A 17,237-nucleotide genomic window follows, 5' to 3' on the forward strand; every position below is an offset into this window, starting at 1 on the left:
GTGGTGGGGACTCAACTCTGCTGGAGTATGCGGACCCCCACCCCCAACCCCTCCCCGCTGCCGACAATCGCTGCGCGATTGCGGCGTGGGGGAGGGGAGTCGCACCGCGCTCGCGGCAACAGCATCGGTCAGATGCTGCGATCGGCCGCTTACTGGTAGCCCTTCGGGAACGGATCGGGCTCGACGAGATCGGCGGTCTCGTAGATCAGCTCGTACTGACCGTCCGCCTTGGCGCGGCCGACGCGGGTCTTGGACCAGAGATGGTGGTTCTCGTGGATCCGCACGTAGCCTTCCGGCGCGCCCTTGAACTCGATGCCGGGCGAGGCCGCGGCGATCTTGTCGATGTCGAAGCTGCCGGCCTTCTCGACCGTCAACTTCCACAGCCACGGGCCGAGATAGGCAGCCTGGGTGACGTCGCCGATCACGGTCTTCTCGCCCCACATCTTCTTGAACTCGGAGACGAAGGCCTTGTTGTTGGCGTTGTCGAGCGACTGGAAGTACTTCATGCAGGCATAGGCGCCCGCGATGTTCTCACCGCCGATGCCGTCGATCTCGTCCTCGGTGACGGAGATGGTGAGCAAGGTCTGCTTCGACATGTCGATGCCGGCCGCCTTGAGCTGCTTATAGAAGGCGACGTTGGAGCCGCCGACGATGATCGCGTAGATCACGTCCGGCTTGGTCAGCTTGATCTTGTTGATGACCGAGTTGAACTGGGTGTGGCCGAGCGGGAAGTACTCCTCGCCGACGACCTTGGCGCCCTGCAGATGGCCCTCGATGTGCTTGCGGGCGATCTTGTTCGAGGTGCGCGGCCAGATGTAGTCGGAGCCGAGCAGGTAGAACGTCTTCGCGCCCTTGGTCTTGTTGACCCAGTCGAGGCCGGCGATGATCTGCTGCGTCGCTTCCTGGCCGGTGTAGATGACGTTCTTCGACTGCTCGAGGCCTTCGTAGAAGGTCGGATAGTACAGCATGCCGTTGTACTGCTCGAACACCGGCAGCACCGCCTTGCGCGAGGCCGAGGTCCAACAGCCCATCACGGCAGCGCACTTGTCGTTGACCAGGAGCTTCTTCGCCTTCTCGGCAAAGGTCGGCCAATCCGAGGCACCGTCCTCCTGGATGTACTTGATCTTGCGCCCGAGCACACCGCCGGAGGCGTTGATCTGCTCGATCGCGAGCTTCTCGGCCTGCACCGAGCCGGTCTCCGAGATCGCCATGGTACCGGTGACCGAGTGCAGAATACCGACCGTCACTTCGCTATCCGTGACTGCAAGTCCGGTCGTATTGACAGCAGAGGTTGCGGGACCGGCGCCGAAGGACGGCCGCGGCATCATGGCGAGTGCCGGAATTGCGGCCATTCCCATCAGCAATTGGCGCCGAAGTGGCGACTTCAGGCCTTTTTCAGTTTCGTCTGACATGAGCACCCCATTCATTGGTTCGAGGACACGCTTTGGGTCGGACGAAGGATGGCGCGGTTTGTGCACTGCACAGATACGCAAGATTGCGTATACTGCACCGCAAAAGCGCGACGTAGGCTCTACGCAGATCCTGCGAGGGGCAGGACGGAGCGTGCGGGCGAACCGCTTCGCGTTCAGGAGTTCGAGAGTGGCAGGGCGACAGCGGATCGACCGCGTCAGGCGCCAGTACAACCAGTGGGTCGCCAACCAGACGTTGGAGGACTACGCGCTTCGCTTCACGGCCAAGAGTGCGCGGCGCTGGTCGGCCGCGCGCGTCGCCAACACGGCGCTGGGCGCGATCTCGTTTCTGGCGCTGGAGGCAATCGGCGGCACCATCACGCTGAACTACGGCGTCACCAACGCCACCGCCGCGATCCTGGTCGCCAGCCTCATCATCTTCTGCTGCGGCCTGCCGATCGCCTATCATGCTGCGAAATGCGGCATCGACATCGACCTGCTGACGCGCGGCGCCGGCTTCGGCTATATCGGCTCGACCGTCACCTCGCTGATCTATGCGTCCTTCACCTTCATCTTCTTTGCCATCGAGGCCGTCATCCTCGCCTCCGCGCTGGAGATGTGCTTCGGCATACCGCGTCCGATCGGCTATTTGATCAGCGCCGTCGTCATCATTCCGCTCGTCACCTATGGCATCACGCTGATCAGCCGCTTCCAGTTGTGGACACAGCCGCTGTGGGTGGTGCTGCACATTCTTCCGTTCGCGGCGATCGCCTATGCGAGCCCACACTCTTTCGCCGAGTGGCAGCAGTTTCCCGGCGAACATGGCGACCCGATGGGCCATCTCGATCTGGCGCTGTTCGGCACCGCGGCCGCCGTGGTGTTCTCGCTCGTCGCGCAGATTGGCGAGCAGGTCGACTTCCTGCGCTTCCTGCCGCGTGACCGCCGCACGTCGCGACGGTCGTGGTGGATCGCGCTGTTGTCGGCCGGTCCCGGCTGGATCGTGCTCGGCGCATTGAAGCTGCTGGCGGGCTCGTTCCTCGCCTTCTTCGCGCTGAGCCACGGGGTCTCGGCCGACCGCGCCGCCGAGCCGGCGCACATGTATCTGGAGGCGTTCCGCTACGTGCTGGCACGTCCGGACCTGGCGCTGGCGTTGACCGGCACCTTCGTGATCGTCTCGCAGATCAAGATCAACGTCACCAATGCCTATGCCGGTTCGATCGCCTGGTCGAACTTCTTCTCGCGCCTGACCCACAGCCATCCGGGCCGCGTCGTCTGGCTGGTGTTCAACGTCGTCGTGGCGCTGCTCCTGATGGAGATCGGCGTCTACAAGGCGCTGGAGCAGACGCTCGCACTGTACTCGAACATCGCGATCTCCTGGGTCGGCGCGCTGGTGGCGGACCTCGTGATCAATCGGCCGTTGGGCCTGCGGCCGCAGCAGATGGAGTTCAAGCGCGCCCATCTCTACGACATCAACCCAGTGGGCGTCGGCGCCATGACGATCGCGACCATCGTTTCGATCAGCGCCTTTTACGGCCTGTTCGGCCCGATGGGAAAGGCGCTGTCGACCTTCGTCGCGCTCGGCGTCGCGCTCGTCACTGCGCCTGCCATCGCCTATCTCACCGACGGCAAATATTATCTGGCGCGCAAGCCGAAGCGGAGCTGGCAGAACATCGAGCAGATCCAGTGCTGCATCTGTGAGCATCATTTCGAGCCGGAGGACACCGCGTCCTGCCCGGCCTATGCCGGCCCGATCTGCTCGCTGTGCTGCTCGCTCGACGCCCGCTGCCACGATCTTTGCAAGCCGCATGGCCGGGCGCAGGCCCAGGTCTCGGCCGCGCTCAGCGGCATGCTGCCGGACGCCATTCTGTCGAGGATCAACTCACAGCTCGGGCACTACGTCGGGGTCTTCCTGACCTCGGCCGGTCTCGTCGCACTGACGCTCGGCATGATCTACCTGGAGACGTCAGCGGCGCTGCCCGGCTTCAGGGGTATCATCTCAGACGTGCTCTGGAAGGTGTTCTTCGCCCTGTCGATCATCATCGGCGTGGTGACCTGGCTGTTCGTGCTGGCGCAGCAGAGCCGCCGCGCGGCGGAAGCCGAAACACGGCGCCAGACCCAGTTGTTGATCCAGGAGATCGAGGCCCACAAGCGCACCGATGCCGAACTCCAACGGGCCAAGGAAGTCGCGGAGTCCGCCAACCTCGCCAAGAGCCGCTATGTCGTTGGCTTGAGCCATGAGCTGCGCTCGCCGCTGAATGCGATCTCCGGCTACGCGCAACTGCTCGAGCAGGACACGAGCCTGGCGCCGAAGCCGCGCGACCAGGTTCGCGTTGTCCGCCGCAGCGCGGATCATCTGTCCGGCCTGATCGACGGCATTCTCGACATCTCCAAGATCGAAGCGGGACGGCTGTATCTGTCGCGCGACGAGGTGCGCTTGAACGACTTCCTCGACCAGCTCGTCGGCATGTTCCGGCTACAGGCGGCGGCAAAAGGCGTCGATTTCGTGTTCAAGCGGCCGGCGGTGCTGCCGCTGGTCGTCTACGCCGACGAGAAGCGGCTGCGTCAGATCCTGATCAACCTGCTGTCGAACGCCATCAAGTTCACCCAGGACGGCAGCGTCCAGTTCGTCGTGCACTATCGCAGCCCCGTGGCGGAGTTCGAGGTGATCGACACCGGCCCGGGCATCCAGCCCGACGATCTCGAGCGCATCTTCGCGCCGTTCGAGCGCGGCGCGCTCGGTGTTTCCCAACCGCAGACGGGCACCGGACTCGGGCTGACGATCAGCCGCCTGCTCGCCGGCGTGATGGGAGGTGACATCAAGGTCGAGAGCAAGGTCGGCACAGGCAGCACGTTCAAGGTCAAGATCCTGCTGTCAGAGGTGACCAACCCGACACGGCATCCGCCGGTGAAGGCGCCGGTGGCCGGCTATCTCGGTCCGCGCAAGACCATCCTCGTCACCGACGACGACCCAGTGCATCGCGATCTCCTGCGCGAGGTGCTGACGCCGCTCGGCTTCATTCTGCTGAGCGCGCCGGATGGCGCGGCCTGCCTGGCACTGGCGCAGCATTGCCAGCCGGACTTGTTCATTCTCGACATTTCGATGCCCGGCATGGACGGCTGGACGGTCGCAGAGACACTGCGCAGCAGCGGCCATCGCCAGGCGCGGATTCTGATGACGTCGGCCAGCGCGCTCGAGGCCCATGGGCGGCCGCTGGCGCAGCCGTTTCATGACAGCTATCTGATGAAACCGATCGACATTCCCCGTCTGCTTGAGGCGATACGTCAATTGCTGAAGCTCGAATGGAGCTATCAGACCGATCAACCGGTCACCCAGCCACACTGGCGACCCGACACTGGATCGCGACCGCCCCTGAAATTTGTCGAAGAGCTGATGGGCCTTGGCCAGATCGGCTATGTCAGGGCCATCCAGATCAAGCTCGACGAGATCGGCAGCAGCCATCCGGAGCACGCCGATTTCGTGGCACAGATGCGCGGGCTGGTCGATCGGTTCGAGCTCGACCAGTACATGGCCACTCTGAAGACCCTGCACGCCTATGAGCACTGACAGCAAGAAGCGCGACGTCGCGCTGGTCGTCGACGACTCGCCGGAGACGCTCCGCCTGCTCACCGACGCACTGGACGGCGCCGGGATGACCGTGATGGTCGCGCTCGATGGTGCCGCCGCCATGCGCATCGTCGACCAGATCACGCCCGACATCATCCTGCTCGATGCCGTGATGCCCGGCATGGACGGCTTCGAGACCTGCCGCAAACTCAAGCGTGAATCCGGTCTCTCGAACGTGCCGGTCATCTTCATGACGGGATTGGCCGACACCGAGCACATCGTGCAGGGGCTGGAGGCCGGCGGCGTCGACTACGTCACCAAGCCGATCGCGGTCGAGGAAATGCTGGCGCGCATCCGCGTGCATCTGGCGAATGCCCGGATGACGCAGAGCGCGCGGGCCGCGCTCGATGTCTCCGGCCGCTTCCTGCTTGCGGTCAATCGCGAGGGCCGGCTGATGTGGGCCACGCCGCAGGCACAGCGGCTGTTGTCGGACAGTTTCGGCGATGTCGAGGAACTCATGCTGCCGGACACATTACGGTCCTGGCTGGATCAGGCCCAGAAGGGCAAGGGAGGCGCCAAGACGGCAGCCTCGATCCCGGATCATCCCGAGCTGCGCCTGTACTACATGGGCAGCGCCGGATCCAACGAGTTCCTGCTGCGGCTTGCCAAGGAGGCTGACGAACTGCCTAAACAATTCTCCAGCGAGTTCGGCCTGACCTCGCGCGAGAGCGAGGTGCTGTCCTGGCTGTCCAAGGGCAAGACCAATCGCGACATCGCGCAGATCCTGGGCTTGAGCCCGCGCACCGTCGACAAGCACTTGGAACAGATCTACGCCAAGCTCGGCGTCGAGAACCGCACCGCCGCCGCCGCGATCGCAACCGGCGCCGCACGGCGGGAGAGTTGAGGCGAGCCGATCTGCCTGCGCCAACCATCGCTGTCGTCCCGGGCAAGCCCACTGACGAAACGCGTCAGTGGGCGCCGACCCGGGACCCATACCGCGTGATCCGTCTTGAGGCAGGATGTCAGTTGACCTTGTGCCCGACCCGTCCGCCGGTGGTTATGGATCCCGGCTCTGCGCCCTGGACGTCGCTCCGCGACGCCAGGGCTTGGCCGGGATGACACCGGATTTTTGGACGCAACTCGTCACCAATCCAACGTCGCCTCACTCATACACGAACGCCGGGTCATCCAGATCGATGGCGGGGATCTGGTCCTTCTCGCTCCAATAGTCCTGACTGTGCTGCCACTCCGGCTTGTCGCCGCGCTTGGGCAGGAGATGCATGTTGCGCATCATGTAGCCCGGATTGAAGTTCTCCGGATCGATCCAGGGCAACAGCGGCATGTTGTGATCCTCGGGCCGCAAGGCCGGCGTGACCCTGCCCACACCCTTCTGCTTCATGTGCGCGAGCAGCCGGCAGACGAAGTCCGCGACGAGATCGGTGCGCAGCGTCCAGCTGGCGCGGAAATAGCCGAACACCCAGGCGAGGTTCGGCACGCCGGTGAACATCATGCCGCGATAGGTGACGGTGTCGGCGAAATCCAGTGGCTTGCCGTCGATCGTGAACGCGATGTCGCCGAGCACGCAGAGATCGAAGCCAGTGGCAGTCACGATGATGTCGGCCTTCAGCTCGTCGCCCGACTTCAGCTTGATGCCGCCTTCCGTGAAGCGCTCGATCTCGTCGGTGACCACGGACGCCTTGCCGCTCTTGATGCCCTCGAACAGATCGGCATCCGGTACGAAGGCGATGCGCTGCCGCCACGGCCGATAGCTCGGCGTGAAATGCTTGGCCGCCTCTTCGGGACCGATGATGGCACTGATCTGGCCAATCAGCTCCTTCTTGACCTGCTCCGGCTCCGTCAGGCAACGCTTGGTGAACCAGTCCTGCTCGAACAGGATCTTGCGCCTGACGATCTCGTGGATCCACTCCTCTTTGATCTGCAGCCGTCGCAGTTCCTCGGCGATCTCGATGGCATTGCGGCCGATGCGGAAATAGGTCGGCGAGCGCTGCAGCATCGTGACATGCGCGCACTTGCCGGCGATCGACGGCAGGATGGTCGCCGCCGTCGCACCGGAGCCGATGACCACGACCTGCTTGCCGGCGAGATCGAGGTCCTCCGGCCACAGCTGCGGATGGACGATGCGGCCCTTGAAGCTCGCCATCTCCGGCCACTCCGGCGTGTAGCCCTTCGAATGGCGGTAATAGCCTTGGCACATCCAAAGGAAGTTGGCCGTGATCGTGACGGGCTCCTGATCGGCCCCCTTCACCGCATGCACCGTCCAGAGATTGGTCGCGCTCGACCAGCTCGCCGAGAGGATGCGATGGCCGTAACGGATATGACGGCCGAGATCGTTCTCCTCGATCACGTCGCCCATGTAGGTGAGGATCTCCTCCGCGGTCGCGATCGGCGGCCCGACCCACGGCTTGAAGCTGTAGCCGAACGTGTGCAGATCGCTGTCGGAGCGGATGCCGGGATAGCGATGCGTGCGCCAGGTGCCGCCGAAACCGTCCTGGCTTTCCAGGATCACGAAGCGCGTGCCGGGCATCTGCTTGGTCAACTGATAGGCGCTGCCGATGCCGGAGATGCCGGCTCCGACGATGAGCACGTCGAAATGTTCGGTCGCCTGCGAGGACGCAGCCTCACGGATGGGCGCGATGACGTTCATGGGTGTCCTTGGGCTTGGTCTTGTTGTTTGCTCGCCTGACAGGCTGGACCCGATCACGACGATGGTCAACCCGCGCGCGAGCCGCAGCCAGTTCTGGACGATCTCAATTTCCGCCGAGCGGCATGCCCCATTGCCGCGCGGTCTGCACCACCCAGTCGCGATACAGCGTGAGCGGCGTGACGCCCGTCATGCCGCCGCAGCCGTCAGCGAGATTGGGCCCGGTCGACCACGAGATCACGCCGATCAGCACCTGTCCTTGCGCCTGCGTCTCGAAAGCGGGACCACCGGAATCACCGGTGCAGCCGCCGAGTCCCGGCTTGGCGCCTTGGGTTGCCGGATCGATGAGCCGGATCTGCAAAGTTCCGGGCTTGCCGGTCGCGACCAGCGGCGCGACGCGAACCACGCCACCGCTCTTGCCGTCACCGGGAATTGCGACACCAATGCCTGCGACCGCAAACGCATTGCCGGCCGCCAGCGGCGCCTGCGGCACGCTGAGCGCCACCGGGACGCGGTCCTTTGCCGGGGTTTCCATTTCCAGCAGCGCGACGTCGGCGGTGGCACGATGGGCGAGAATGGCCTGCACGCTGAAGCCGGGGTGCACCGCCACCCGTCGCACCGTCTTCAGGACAGGCTTGCGGTCGCGATCGTATTCCACGATGCGGTAATCGACGCCCGGCTGCACACAATGGCCGGCGGTCAGCACGAGCTTCGGCGCGATCAGCGCACCGCTGCAGAAATTGCCGCGCGAACCGACGATCGTGACGACGGAGCGCCCGATACCATCTGCTGCGGCCGGTGCATTGCCGACGATGGCCAGCGCCGGCGACGAGACCGGCAGGGTGGCAAGAGTGATCGCAACGGACAGCTTCATGGTGCCAGCAATAGCGTCCGGCGACGATATCGCCAAGCGTGACGCGCCGTGTTAGCGATCGTCGCATGATCGAACGAAGGACAGAGTGGCGATGGTCGAGGCAGTGATCTTTGATTTCGGTGGCGTGATGACGACATCGCCGTTCGAGGCGTTCGCGCGCTTCGAGCAGGAGCGCGGCTATCCGGTCGACATCATCCGCAACACCAACGCCGCCAACCATCTCGAGAACGCCTGGGCCAAGTTCGAGCGTGCCGAAATCGACATCGATACGTTCGACCGGCTGTTTGCCGAGGAGTCGCTGGCCCTGGGCGGCGCTGCGGTCAGCGGCCGCGAGGTGCTGCCGCTGCTGGCCGGCGATCTCCGCCCGGAGATGGTCGAGGCGCTGCGCCGCATCAAGGCCGAATGCAAGACCGGCTGCATCACCAACAATCTGCCGGCCAACGCGATCGGCAGCCTGGGCGGCCGCTCGTTCTACGTCGCCGAAGTGATGGCGCTGTTCGAACATGTGATCGAGTCGGCCAAGATCGGCCTGCGCAAGCCGGATCCGCGGATCTACCAGATGATGACCGAGGCGCTCGGCGTCAGCCCGGCGGACTGCGTCTATCTCGACGATCTCGGTGTCAATCTGAAGCCGGCGCGCGAGATGGGCATGACAACGATTAAGGTCGTCAGCGCCGCGCAGGCGATCACCGAGCTCGAAGCCGCGACCGGGCTGAGACTTGCATAGCCGCCATTGCGAGCGCTACGCCCGCAATGACGAGTGCCCTAGAAATTTGTCTGCTTCGCGCGCTCCGGAAACGCCGCCGCCAGCGCTGCGCCATCTGCCTGCAGGACACCGCGCTCGGTGATCAGTCCGGTCACCAATCGCGCAGGCGTGACATCGAAGCCGTAATTGGCAACCGGTGATCCCGGCGGCACGATACGCACGGTCTCGATACGACCATCGGCCGTCCGGCCGGTCATCTCGGTGACCTCCTGCGCACTGCGCTGCTCGATCGGAATCTGCCGTCCCTCGGCAACGGCGAAGTCGATCGTCGGCGACGGCAGCGCGACATAGAACGGCACGCCATTATCATGTGCCGCCAGCGCCTTCAGATAGGTGCCGATCTTGTTGCAGACGTCGCCATTCGCGGCGACGCGATCGGTCCCGACGATCGCGAGATCGACCATGCCGTGCTGCATCAGGTGCCCGCCGGTGTTGTCCGGAATCACGGTATGCGCCACGCCATGGTGCCCGAGCTCCCAGGCGGTGAGCGAAGCGCCCTGGTTGCGCGGCCGCGTCTCGTCGACCCAGACATGGATCGGAATGCCGCGATCATGCGCGAGATAGATCGGCGCCGTCGCCGTGCCCCAGTCGACCGTCGCGAGCCAGCCGGCGTTGCAATGCGTCAGCACGTTGACGACGTCACCGGGTTTCTTGCGCGCGGCAGCCGCCTCGATCAGCGCCAGGCCGTGCGCCGCAATCCCCTGATTGATGGTGACGTCCTCACCCGCAATATCGACCGCCCGCGCATAGGCCGCATCACGCCGCTCCGACGGCGCCAGCCGGCGAAGCATCGTGCTCATGGTGTCGAGCGCCCATTTCAGGTTGATCGCCGTCGGTCGCGTCGCAATCAGCATCTCATAGGCGCGATCGATGCCGGGATCGGAGCGGTCATCACGCATTGCCAGCGCCATGCCGAACGCGGAGGTGGCGCCGATCAGCGGCGCGCCGCGCACCAGCATATGACGGATCGCGTCCGCCGCCTCCTCGCAGGTCGTGATCTTCGCCACCACAAACTCATGCGGCAGCCGCCGCTGATCGATCGCGCAGACCGACCAGCCGTCGGAATCGAGCCAGATGCTGCGATAGTGTTTGCCGTCGACCTTCATGTCCGACCTCCCTTCAACCGCGCAGAATACGGCCGGCGACCGCATCCAGCTTCTTCAGGAGTTCGGGATCACGGGCTTCCGGTGCCGTGATCAAGGCGGTATCGAGCGCCCGGTCCGAGCCGATCGGGCACGGCTCGTGCTCTCGAGGAAACTCGCGGGCGAGCCGCGCCACCAGCCCCTTGGCCTTGTCGGCATTGGTGGTGAGCACGCGAATGATGTCCTGCACGGTCACGGCGTCATGATCCGGGTGCCAGCAGTCGAAGTCGGTCACCATCGCGACCGTCGCGTAGCAGATCTCGGCCTCGCGCGCGAGCTTGGCCTCGGGCATGTTGGTCATGCCGATCACCGAATAGCCCGCGCTCTTGTAGGTCATGCTCTCAGCATAGGTCGAGAATTGCGGGCCTTCCATGCAGACGTAAGTGCCGCCGCGGGCAATCGCGATGCCTTCGGCCTCGGCCGCCGCAGCCAGATGAATGCGCAGCCGCGGCGACACCGGATGCGCCATCGACACGTGGGCGACGCAGCCTTTGCCGAAGAAGGAACTCTCGCGCTTGTAGGTCCGATCGACGAACTGATCGACCAGCACGAACGTGCCGGGCGGCAAATCTTCCTTGAAGGAGCCGCACGCCGACAGCGACACCAGGTCGGTCACGCCGGCCCGCTTCAGCACGTCGATATTGGCACGGTAGTTGATGTCGGACGGCGACAGCCGATGTCCCTTGTCGTGACGCGGCAGGAACACGATCGGCAGCCCGGCGATGGTTCCACGGCGCACCGGCGCCGACGGCTCGCCCCAGGGGCTCGCGATCATCTCCTCGCGCGCGTCTTCCAAGCCCGGCAGATCATAGATGCCCGATCCGCCGATAATGCCAAGCACAGCCTTCGTCATGACGTCCCCATCTCCAACGGCGATGAGAATGCCAGCTTTGCTGCGAATTGAAAACAGCGACGACGGGACCGGCCGCAGCCGGATCGGCGCTATGCGGCCTTCGCGCCCGCAAGCTGCCCGGCCACGAGTCGCTCGAGCGTCGCGACGGACTGGAAGTTCTCCGGCGTAATCAGCTCCTGCGGAATGGTGAAGTCGAACTCCGCTTCGATCGCCAGCATCAGATTGACCATGTCCATCGAGGTCAGGCCGACATCGACGAGCTTCGCATCGCTCGCCGGATCGGCGACGATCGAATTCTGCGCGAGGATGTCACGCACCAGCGCGACAATCCGCTTGCTGACGTCGCCTTCGAAACCCGCCATGCCCGACCTCTTTCTGATCATCGATTGAATGGGTCCGCCGGACGCAACCGTCGGACGGATCGATGAGACGTAACGCACTCGATTGGCAAAAAGGTTACGCGATCCCCCTGATCCATTGGTGAATTGGCTTTAACGCTAACGTCATGGAGAGAATCCTCCCAGCCGCAACAACTTGGAATTAACCCCTGCCCCGGGATTCCACGGCGTTTACGCTGAATTTCGTCGACGCATTTGAATCAAATCCATACCCTGCGTTGTCGTGCAGGACATCGATGCACGCGACGGGATGCGCGTGCCGATCTCTCAAACAAGGCAAAATCCGGAGCACCGATCGGTCATGACTGTCCAGGGAACCGCGCTTCGCAATCCGACCTCCGACGACGACGATGGCCTGCTGCTCGATCGCAGCTCACTGTTCGTCCAGCGCAGCAGCGCTGTTGCCGCACAGGCCGCAGCAGAGGCCGACGACGTCGACCGCGACGGGCGCTTCCCGAAAGCCGCGATCGATGCCGCGCGCGAGCACAGACTGCTCGGCATGCAGATTCCGGTCGAGTTCGGCGGCTTTGGCGCCTCGGTCCATGACATCGCCGACGTCTGCTACGCGCTCGGCAGCGCCTGCGCTTCCAGCGCCATGATCTTCGCCATGCATCAGACCAAGATTGCCTGCCTGGTGCGCCACGGTCGCGGCAGCGTGTATATGGAAGCGCTGATGCGCCGGATCGCGTCCGAGCAGCTGCTGATGGCCTCCTCCACCACCGAAGGCCAGAACGGCGGCAACATCCGCGCCAGCGCGGCAGCGGTCGGCCATGACGGCGACCGCATCACGCTCAAGCGCGACGCCACCGTGATCTCGTACGGCGCCGAGGCCGATGGTCTCGTTACGATCGCGCGGCGCGCCGATGGCGCCGCAGCGTCCGACCAGGTGCTGCTGGCGCTGACCAAGGACGACTACACCATGACACGCACGCTGGGCTGGGAGACGCTCGGCATGCGCGGCACCTGCTCGACCGGCTTCGCGCTCCAGGTGAACTGTCCGTCTGACCGGATGTTCAGCGAATCCTATGACCGTATTCACGGCCAGACCATGACGCCGTTTGCGCATCTCTGCTGGTCCTCGGCCTGGGCCGGCATCGCCGCCGCCGCCGTGCAACGCGCGCAAAAATTCCTGCGCAAGGCGGCCCGCGGCGCCGGTGGACAGATGCCGCCGGCGGCTGCGCACTACACTGCAGCGAAGATGGCGCTGGCGCGACTGCGCGCGATGATCGTCACCAACATGGACGCGTTCGTCGCCCACGAATATGACGAGCGCGCGCTGTCGTCGCTCGACTTTCAATCGTCGATCACGCTGCTGAAGGTGCAGGCGTCGGAGCTCGCGGTCGAGACCGTGATGCACGCGATGCGGGCCTGCGGCCTGTCCGGCTACCGCAATGACGGCGAGTTCTCGATCGGCCGTCATCTCCGCGACGTGCTGTCGGCACCGATCATGATCAACAACGATCGCATCCTGACCAACATCGCGACCGCGAACCTGATGAGCGCGGTACCGACCTCGCTCTACGAATGATCTTGCCGATCGCAGCCATTGCCTCCACTCAGGATTTTGCAGAATGACGATCCCCGTTCTCCCGCTGTCGCCCGAGATTGCTCCTCAGCCGACGGATGCGCTCGATCATCTGACCGACGTGCTGTTTCATCGTATGGGCGCCGACGGCGTCTACGCCCGCACCGCGCTGTATGAAGGCGTGGTGGACCAGCTCAGCGCGCTGATCACCCGGCATCGCGAGCCCGGCACCGAGGTGATGCGCTTTCCGCCGGTCATGAGCCGCGCGCAGCTGGAGAAATCCGGCTATCTCAAGAGCTTCCCGAACCTGCTCGGCTGCGTCTGCGGCCTGCATGGCACTGAGCGCGACATTCATGAGGCCGTTGCCCGTTTCGATCGCGGCGGTGACTGGACGACGTCGCTGTCTCCAGCCGATCTCGTGCTGTCGCCGGCGGCCTGCTATCCGGTGTATCCTATCGCGGCGAGCCGCGGCGCATTGCCGGTCGGCGGCCTGCGCTTCGACGTCGCCGCCGATTGCTTCCGCCGCGAGCCCTCGCGCCACCTCGACCGCCTGCAATCGTTCCGGATGCGGGAGTATGTCTGCATCGGCACGCCCGACGACGTCTCGGCCTTCCGCGACCGCTGGATGGTGAAGGCTCAGGCGATCGCCAGGGATCTCGGCCTGTCGTTCCGCGTCGATCACGCCAGCGATCCGTTCTTTGGCCGGGTCGGCCAGATGAAGGCCGTGAGCCAGAAGCAGCAGGCGCTGAAATTCGAGCTGCTGGTGCCGCTGCGCTCGGAGGAACAGCCGACCGCGTGCATGAGCTTCAACTATCACCGCGAGCATTTCGGCACCACCTGGGGCATCACTGACGCCCAAGGCGCGCCGGCCCATACCGGCTGTGTCGCGTTCGGCATGGATCGGCTGGCGGTCGCCCTGTTCCACACCCATGGCGTCGACCTCGCACGCTGGCCCACCCGCGTGCGCAACGCATTGCAGCTGGAGCGGCAGGCCGACGCCGTCGGCTGACGCCGCGCCGCTGTTGCTCGGAGATCGGCAGTCCACCCCATGACCGCGCTCAAGCCGTTGATCCGGTGCCGGGAGATCGGAGATTCCGATCTCGACCCGGTCGCCGATCTGCTGACGCGCGGTTTCCCCCGGCGGTCGCGCGACTACTGGGCGCGCGGCCTGCGCCGCCAGTCGACGCGGGCCATTCCTGCGGGCTATCCCCGCTATGGCTATCTGCTCGAAAACGACGGCGCCGCCGTCGGCGTGCTGCTGCTGATCTACACCGACCGCGGCACGGTCTCGGAGCCTCGGATCTGGTGCAACCTGTCGAGCTGGTATGTCGAGCCGGCGTTCCGCAACTACGCAACGATGCTGACCCGCATCGCGCAGCGTCGGCCCGAGGTGACCTACGTCAACATCAGCGCAGCGCGTCAGACCTGGCCGATCATCGAGGCGCAGGGCTTTCAAGCCTATTGCAAGGGCCTGTTCTTCTCGGTGCCCCTGCTCTCGACCGCTGGCCTTGGCTCGCCGATCGACCAAGTCAGCGCGGACGCCCGGGCTGTCGACGGCATTCCGGCGGACGAAGCCGAGTTGCTGATCCGCCATGCGCGCTATGGCTGCCTCAGCATCGTGGTGCGATCGAAGACGGGACCCGTTCCGCTGGTGCTGCAGAAGGTTCGGATTCGGCAAGGGCGCTTCGCATTGCCCGCGATGCAGCTGATTTACTGCCGCGACATCTCCGACTATGTCAGTTGTGCCGGCGCCGTCGGCCGGCTTCTGCTGCTGCGCCGTGCCTGCGTCTCCGTGATATTCGACGCCAACGGGCCGATCGACGGTCTCATCGGCATCTTCACCGAACGGCGTGGCCGGAAGTACATCAATGGCCCGCAGCCGCCGCGGCTCGGAGATCTCACCGACACCGAGCTGCCGTTGTATGGCCCCTAGCTCAGGCGGCCGCCCTGACCTGATGCGCATAGTCCCAATACAGCCGGCGTGCGCGGGTGAAGACCGGACCGATCGGCAGCGTCCGCTCGTCGATGCGAATGACCGGCGCGACCTTGGCGAAATTGCCCGATGAGAAGATCTCGTCGGCACTCAGGAAGTCGTCATAGCGCAGCGTCGTCTCGACCACGCTGACGCCGTCGCCGCGCAGCAGGTCAATCACGCGCTGCCGGGTGATCCCGTTGAGGAACGCGCCGTTGGGCACCGGCGTAAACACGACGCCGTCCTTGACCATGAACACATTGGCATTGCCGAACTCGGCGACGTTGCCGAGCAGATCCAGCATCAGGCAATTGTTGAAGCCGCGCGAGGCGGCCTCGATCAGCGCGCGCGAATTGTTCGGGTACAGACAGGCGGCCTTGGCATCGACCGGCGCACATTCGGCGGTCGGCCTGCGGAACGGCGACAGCGTGATGGCATTCCCGGTCGGCTGCGGCATCGGCGCCTCGTAGATGCACAGGCACCAGTTGGTGGTGTCAGGATCGAACAGCACCCCGCCGCCGGCGCCATGCTGCGCCCAATACATCGGACGGATGTAGAGCTCCGCCCGCGCGCCGAACCGCGCGATGCCTTCGCGCGCCAGCCCCATCCAGGTCTCCACATCGACCACAGGCTTGAGCCGGAAATTCGCTGCCGACTGATTGACCCGCGCGGAGTGGCGGTCGAGATCGGGCGTGACACCTTCGAAGGCGCGGGCGCCGTCGAACACCGTCGATGCGAGCCACGTCGCATGTGTCCGCACGCCCATGATCGGCGCATTGCCCTCGCGCCATTCGCCGTCGAAATACGTCCAGGTCTGCGAGTAGCTGACGGGCTTGACGATGTGGGTCATGGCGGCGCTCCCATTGGACAGCGATCGATCCTACAGCTCTGGCGTGGAAATTTTAAGGATCTCCTCGCTCCGCCACTGCTCATCATCGATTCACGGTTGGCTGACACAATGACCGCAGCCTTGGTTAATCCGGAACCCCCATGCCGCTCGACCCGCGCGCCCAGCGCCTGCTTTCGATGGTCGCCGCCACCGCGCCGAAGCAGCGGGAGCGGCCGAGCCCTGAGCAGCGCAGGCTCTCGCTCGCGAAGCTGATGCAGTTCTCGCGCAACGATGTCGGCCCGGTCGCGACGAGCGACGGCTGCTGCGATGGTGCAGCGGGGTCCCTGCGGTACCGCATGTACACGCCTGGCTCAGGCGGCGCACTCGCCTCGCAGCACGCCGACGCGCGCCTCCCTGGCTTCGTTTACTTTCACGGCGGCGGGCTGGTGGCGGGCAGCATCGAGACGCATGACAAGGTCGCCGCTGCGCTCGCCGCAGCCTCCGGCTGCCGCCTGCTCTCGTTCGACTACCGTCTGGCGCCGGAACATCAATGCCCTGCAGCCGTGGATGATGCCCTTGCCGCGCTCGAGTTCGTCGTCCGGCACGCGGCTCTGCTCGGGATCGACAGCGAACGGGTCGTGATCGGCGGCGATTCCGCGGGCGCCACGCTCGCGGCATTCCTGTGCCAACGCGCGGCAGCAGCCGGCGGGCCGAGGATCGCGGCGCAATGCCTGATCTGCCCGGTGCTCGACTTCTCAAAACCATGGCCGTCGCGCGAATTGTTCGGAGCCGCCTATCTGCTCGACAAGGCCACATGGGAGGCCGACCTCGCCGACTACCTGCCCGCCGACGTCCGCCTCGATGAGCCGGTGATTTCGCCGTTGTGCAATCCTGTCCTGGTCGGCTTGCCACCGGCCGTGATCCACACAGCCGAGTTCGATCCGATGCGCGACGAGGGCAATGCCTACGCGGCGCGGCTCCAGGACGCGGGCGTCACGGTCGCTCACGTCTGCCACGACGGCATGGTGCACAATTTCCATGCGCTCGGCGCCCTGCTGCCGCAGGCCAAGCCGACGCTCGAACTGATCGGCCGCCAGCTTCGGTCTCTCCTGCAGGTTCCGGCACCGCGTTAATTCGACGTTTATCGACCACATCTCGTTAGGGTTATTTCGTCGCTGTTGTCGCGAATTATGGACCGCTTTACGCCTGCCCCCGTACAACATCGGTACTCGCGGATGACGT

Annotated in this window: 14 protein-coding genes; 7 read left to right on the forward strand and 7 right to left on the reverse strand. The window is 64.9% G+C overall.

The window, feature by feature from the left end; translation table 11 throughout:
- Window positions 1-149 precede the first annotated feature (149 nt).
- Window positions 150-1,412 (reverse strand): urea ABC transporter substrate-binding protein, encoded by a 1,263-nt coding sequence (gene urtA, locus ACQR1I_RS19405; RefSeq protein WP_434866152.1) that lies wholly within the window; start codon window positions 1,410-1,412, stop codon window positions 150-152.
- A 187-nt stretch (window positions 1,413-1,599) separates the two neighbouring features.
- On the opposite strand from urtA, the gene ACQR1I_RS19410 reads away from it, so the two are divergent.
- Window positions 1,600-4,974, forward strand: a complete 3,375-nt coding sequence (locus ACQR1I_RS19410) for a hybrid sensor histidine kinase/response regulator (protein WP_434866153.1) — start codon at window positions 1,600-1,602, stop codon at window positions 4,972-4,974.
- Complete coding sequence (locus ACQR1I_RS19415) at window positions 4,964-5,878, forward strand: response regulator (RefSeq protein WP_434866154.1); 915 nt, start codon at window positions 4,964-4,966, stop codon at window positions 5,876-5,878. The genes ACQR1I_RS19410 and ACQR1I_RS19415 overlap by 11 nt, the downstream gene beginning before the upstream one ends.
- 258 nt (window positions 5,879-6,136) lie before the next feature.
- Here ACQR1I_RS19415 and ACQR1I_RS19420 read toward each other — a convergent pair whose 3' ends face one another.
- Window positions 6,137-7,639, reverse strand: a complete 1,503-nt coding sequence (locus ACQR1I_RS19420; RefSeq protein ID WP_434866155.1) for a flavin-containing monooxygenase — start codon at window positions 7,637-7,639, stop codon at window positions 6,137-6,139.
- A gap of 103 nt (window positions 7,640-7,742) precedes the next feature.
- Window positions 7,743-8,510 (reverse strand): S1 family peptidase, encoded by a 768-nt coding sequence (locus tag ACQR1I_RS19425; protein WP_434866156.1) that lies wholly within the window; start codon window positions 8,508-8,510, stop codon window positions 7,743-7,745.
- 91 nt (window positions 8,511-8,601) lie between these two features.
- Here ACQR1I_RS19425 and ACQR1I_RS19430 point away from each other — a divergent pair, with 91 nt between their 5' ends.
- On the forward strand, window positions 8,602-9,237 hold the full coding sequence (locus ACQR1I_RS19430; protein WP_434866157.1) for an HAD-IA family hydrolase: 636 nt from the start codon (window positions 8,602-8,604) through the stop codon (window positions 9,235-9,237).
- A 38-nt stretch (window positions 9,238-9,275) separates the two neighbouring features.
- Here ACQR1I_RS19430 and mtnA read toward each other — a convergent pair whose 3' ends face one another.
- The 3 genes from mtnA to ACQR1I_RS19445 all read right to left on the reverse strand — a co-directional run bounded on the left by mtnA (window position 9,276) and on the right by ACQR1I_RS19445 (window position 11,633).
- Window positions 9,276-10,382 carry an S-methyl-5-thioribose-1-phosphate isomerase gene (gene mtnA, locus ACQR1I_RS19435; protein ID WP_434866158.1) on the reverse strand — a complete coding sequence of 369 codons (1,107 nt, stop codon included), beginning with the start codon at window positions 10,380-10,382 and terminating at the stop codon, window positions 9,276-9,278.
- A gap of 13 nt (window positions 10,383-10,395) precedes the next feature.
- Window positions 10,396-11,271 (reverse strand): S-methyl-5'-thioadenosine phosphorylase, encoded by an 876-nt coding sequence (locus ACQR1I_RS19440; protein ID WP_434866159.1) that lies wholly within the window; start codon window positions 11,269-11,271, stop codon window positions 10,396-10,398.
- Window positions 11,272-11,360: 89 nt separating this feature from the next.
- Window positions 11,361-11,633, reverse strand: a complete 273-nt coding sequence (locus ACQR1I_RS19445) for a phosphopantetheine-binding protein (protein ID WP_434866160.1) — start codon at window positions 11,631-11,633, stop codon at window positions 11,361-11,363.
- Between the two features lie 337 nt (window positions 11,634-11,970).
- Between ACQR1I_RS19445 and ACQR1I_RS19450 the strand changes: the two genes are divergently transcribed.
- Genes ACQR1I_RS19450 through ACQR1I_RS19460 form a run of 3 tightly spaced genes read left to right on the forward strand, consistent with a single transcriptional unit; the run spans window position 11,971 to window position 15,127 of the window.
- Window positions 11,971-13,197 carry an acyl-CoA dehydrogenase family protein gene (locus tag ACQR1I_RS19450; protein ID WP_434866161.1) on the forward strand — a complete coding sequence of 409 codons (1,227 nt, stop codon included), beginning with the start codon at window positions 11,971-11,973 and terminating at the stop codon, window positions 13,195-13,197.
- Between the two features lie 43 nt (window positions 13,198-13,240).
- Window positions 13,241-14,203: an amino acid--[acyl-carrier-protein] ligase gene (locus tag ACQR1I_RS19455; RefSeq protein ID WP_434866162.1), complete on the forward strand. Its 963-nt coding sequence runs from the start codon at window positions 13,241-13,243 to the stop codon at window positions 14,201-14,203.
- Window positions 14,204-14,242: 39 nt separating this feature from the next.
- Entirely contained in the window at window positions 14,243-15,127 is an 885-nt protein-coding gene (locus tag ACQR1I_RS19460) for an acyl-CoA acyltransferase (RefSeq protein ID WP_434866163.1), read from the forward strand.
- 1 nt (window position 15,128) lies between these two features.
- Here the strand turns inward: ACQR1I_RS19460 and ACQR1I_RS19465 are convergent, their stop codons facing one another.
- Window positions 15,129-16,016 (reverse strand): branched-chain amino acid aminotransferase, encoded by an 888-nt coding sequence (locus ACQR1I_RS19465; RefSeq protein WP_434866164.1) that lies wholly within the window; start codon window positions 16,014-16,016, stop codon window positions 15,129-15,131.
- A gap of 140 nt (window positions 16,017-16,156) precedes the next feature.
- Here ACQR1I_RS19465 and ACQR1I_RS19470 point away from each other — a divergent pair, with 140 nt between their 5' ends.
- The gene (locus tag ACQR1I_RS19470) at window positions 16,157-17,128 is read left to right on the forward strand and encodes an alpha/beta hydrolase (RefSeq protein ID WP_434866165.1); all 972 of its coding nucleotides are present in this window, start codon (window positions 16,157-16,159) and stop codon (window positions 17,126-17,128) included.
- The last annotated feature ends 109 nt before the right edge of the window (window positions 17,129-17,237 follow it).

Source organism: Bradyrhizobium sp. HKCCYLS2038 (assembly GCF_051167655.1).
Taxonomy (GTDB): Bacteria; Pseudomonadota; Alphaproteobacteria; order Rhizobiales; family Xanthobacteraceae; genus Bradyrhizobium.

Excerpts from the sequence above, each read along its gene's own strand:
- ACQR1I_RS19420 (WP_434866155.1), bottom strand. The coding sequence starts at position 7,639 with ATGAACGTCATCGCGCCCATCCGTGAGGCTGCGTCCTCGCAGGCGACC.
- mtnA (WP_434866158.1), bottom strand. The coding sequence starts at position 10,382 with ATGAAGGTCGACGGCAAACACTATCGCAGCATCTGGCTCGATTCCGAC.
- ACQR1I_RS19415 (WP_434866154.1), top strand. The coding sequence starts at position 4,964 with ATGAGCACTGACAGCAAGAAGCGCGACGTCGCGCTGGTCGTCGACGAC.
- ACQR1I_RS19455 (WP_434866162.1), top strand. The coding sequence starts at position 13,241 with ATGACGATCCCCGTTCTCCCGCTGTCGCCCGAGATTGCTCCTCAGCCG.
- ACQR1I_RS19460 (WP_434866163.1), top strand. The coding sequence starts at position 14,243 with ATGACCGCGCTCAAGCCGTTGATCCGGTGCCGGGAGATCGGAGATTCC.
- ACQR1I_RS19445 (WP_434866160.1), bottom strand. The coding sequence starts at position 11,633 with ATGGCGGGTTTCGAAGGCGACGTCAGCAAGCGGATTGTCGCGCTGGTG.
- ACQR1I_RS19450 (WP_434866161.1), top strand. The coding sequence starts at position 11,971 with ATGACTGTCCAGGGAACCGCGCTTCGCAATCCGACCTCCGACGACGAC.
- ACQR1I_RS19470 (WP_434866165.1), top strand. The coding sequence starts at position 16,157 with ATGCCGCTCGACCCGCGCGCCCAGCGCCTGCTTTCGATGGTCGCCGCC.
- ACQR1I_RS19425 (WP_434866156.1), bottom strand. The coding sequence starts at position 8,510 with ATGAAGCTGTCCGTTGCGATCACTCTTGCCACCCTGCCGGTCTCGTCG.
- ACQR1I_RS19430 (WP_434866157.1), top strand. The coding sequence starts at position 8,602 with ATGGTCGAGGCAGTGATCTTTGATTTCGGTGGCGTGATGACGACATCG.
- ACQR1I_RS19440 (WP_434866159.1), bottom strand. The coding sequence starts at position 11,271 with ATGACGAAGGCTGTGCTTGGCATTATCGGCGGATCGGGCATCTATGAT.
- ACQR1I_RS19465 (WP_434866164.1), bottom strand. The coding sequence starts at position 16,016 with ATGACCCACATCGTCAAGCCCGTCAGCTACTCGCAGACCTGGACGTAT.
- urtA (WP_434866152.1), bottom strand. The coding sequence starts at position 1,412 with ATGTCAGACGAAACTGAAAAAGGCCTGAAGTCGCCACTTCGGCGCCAA.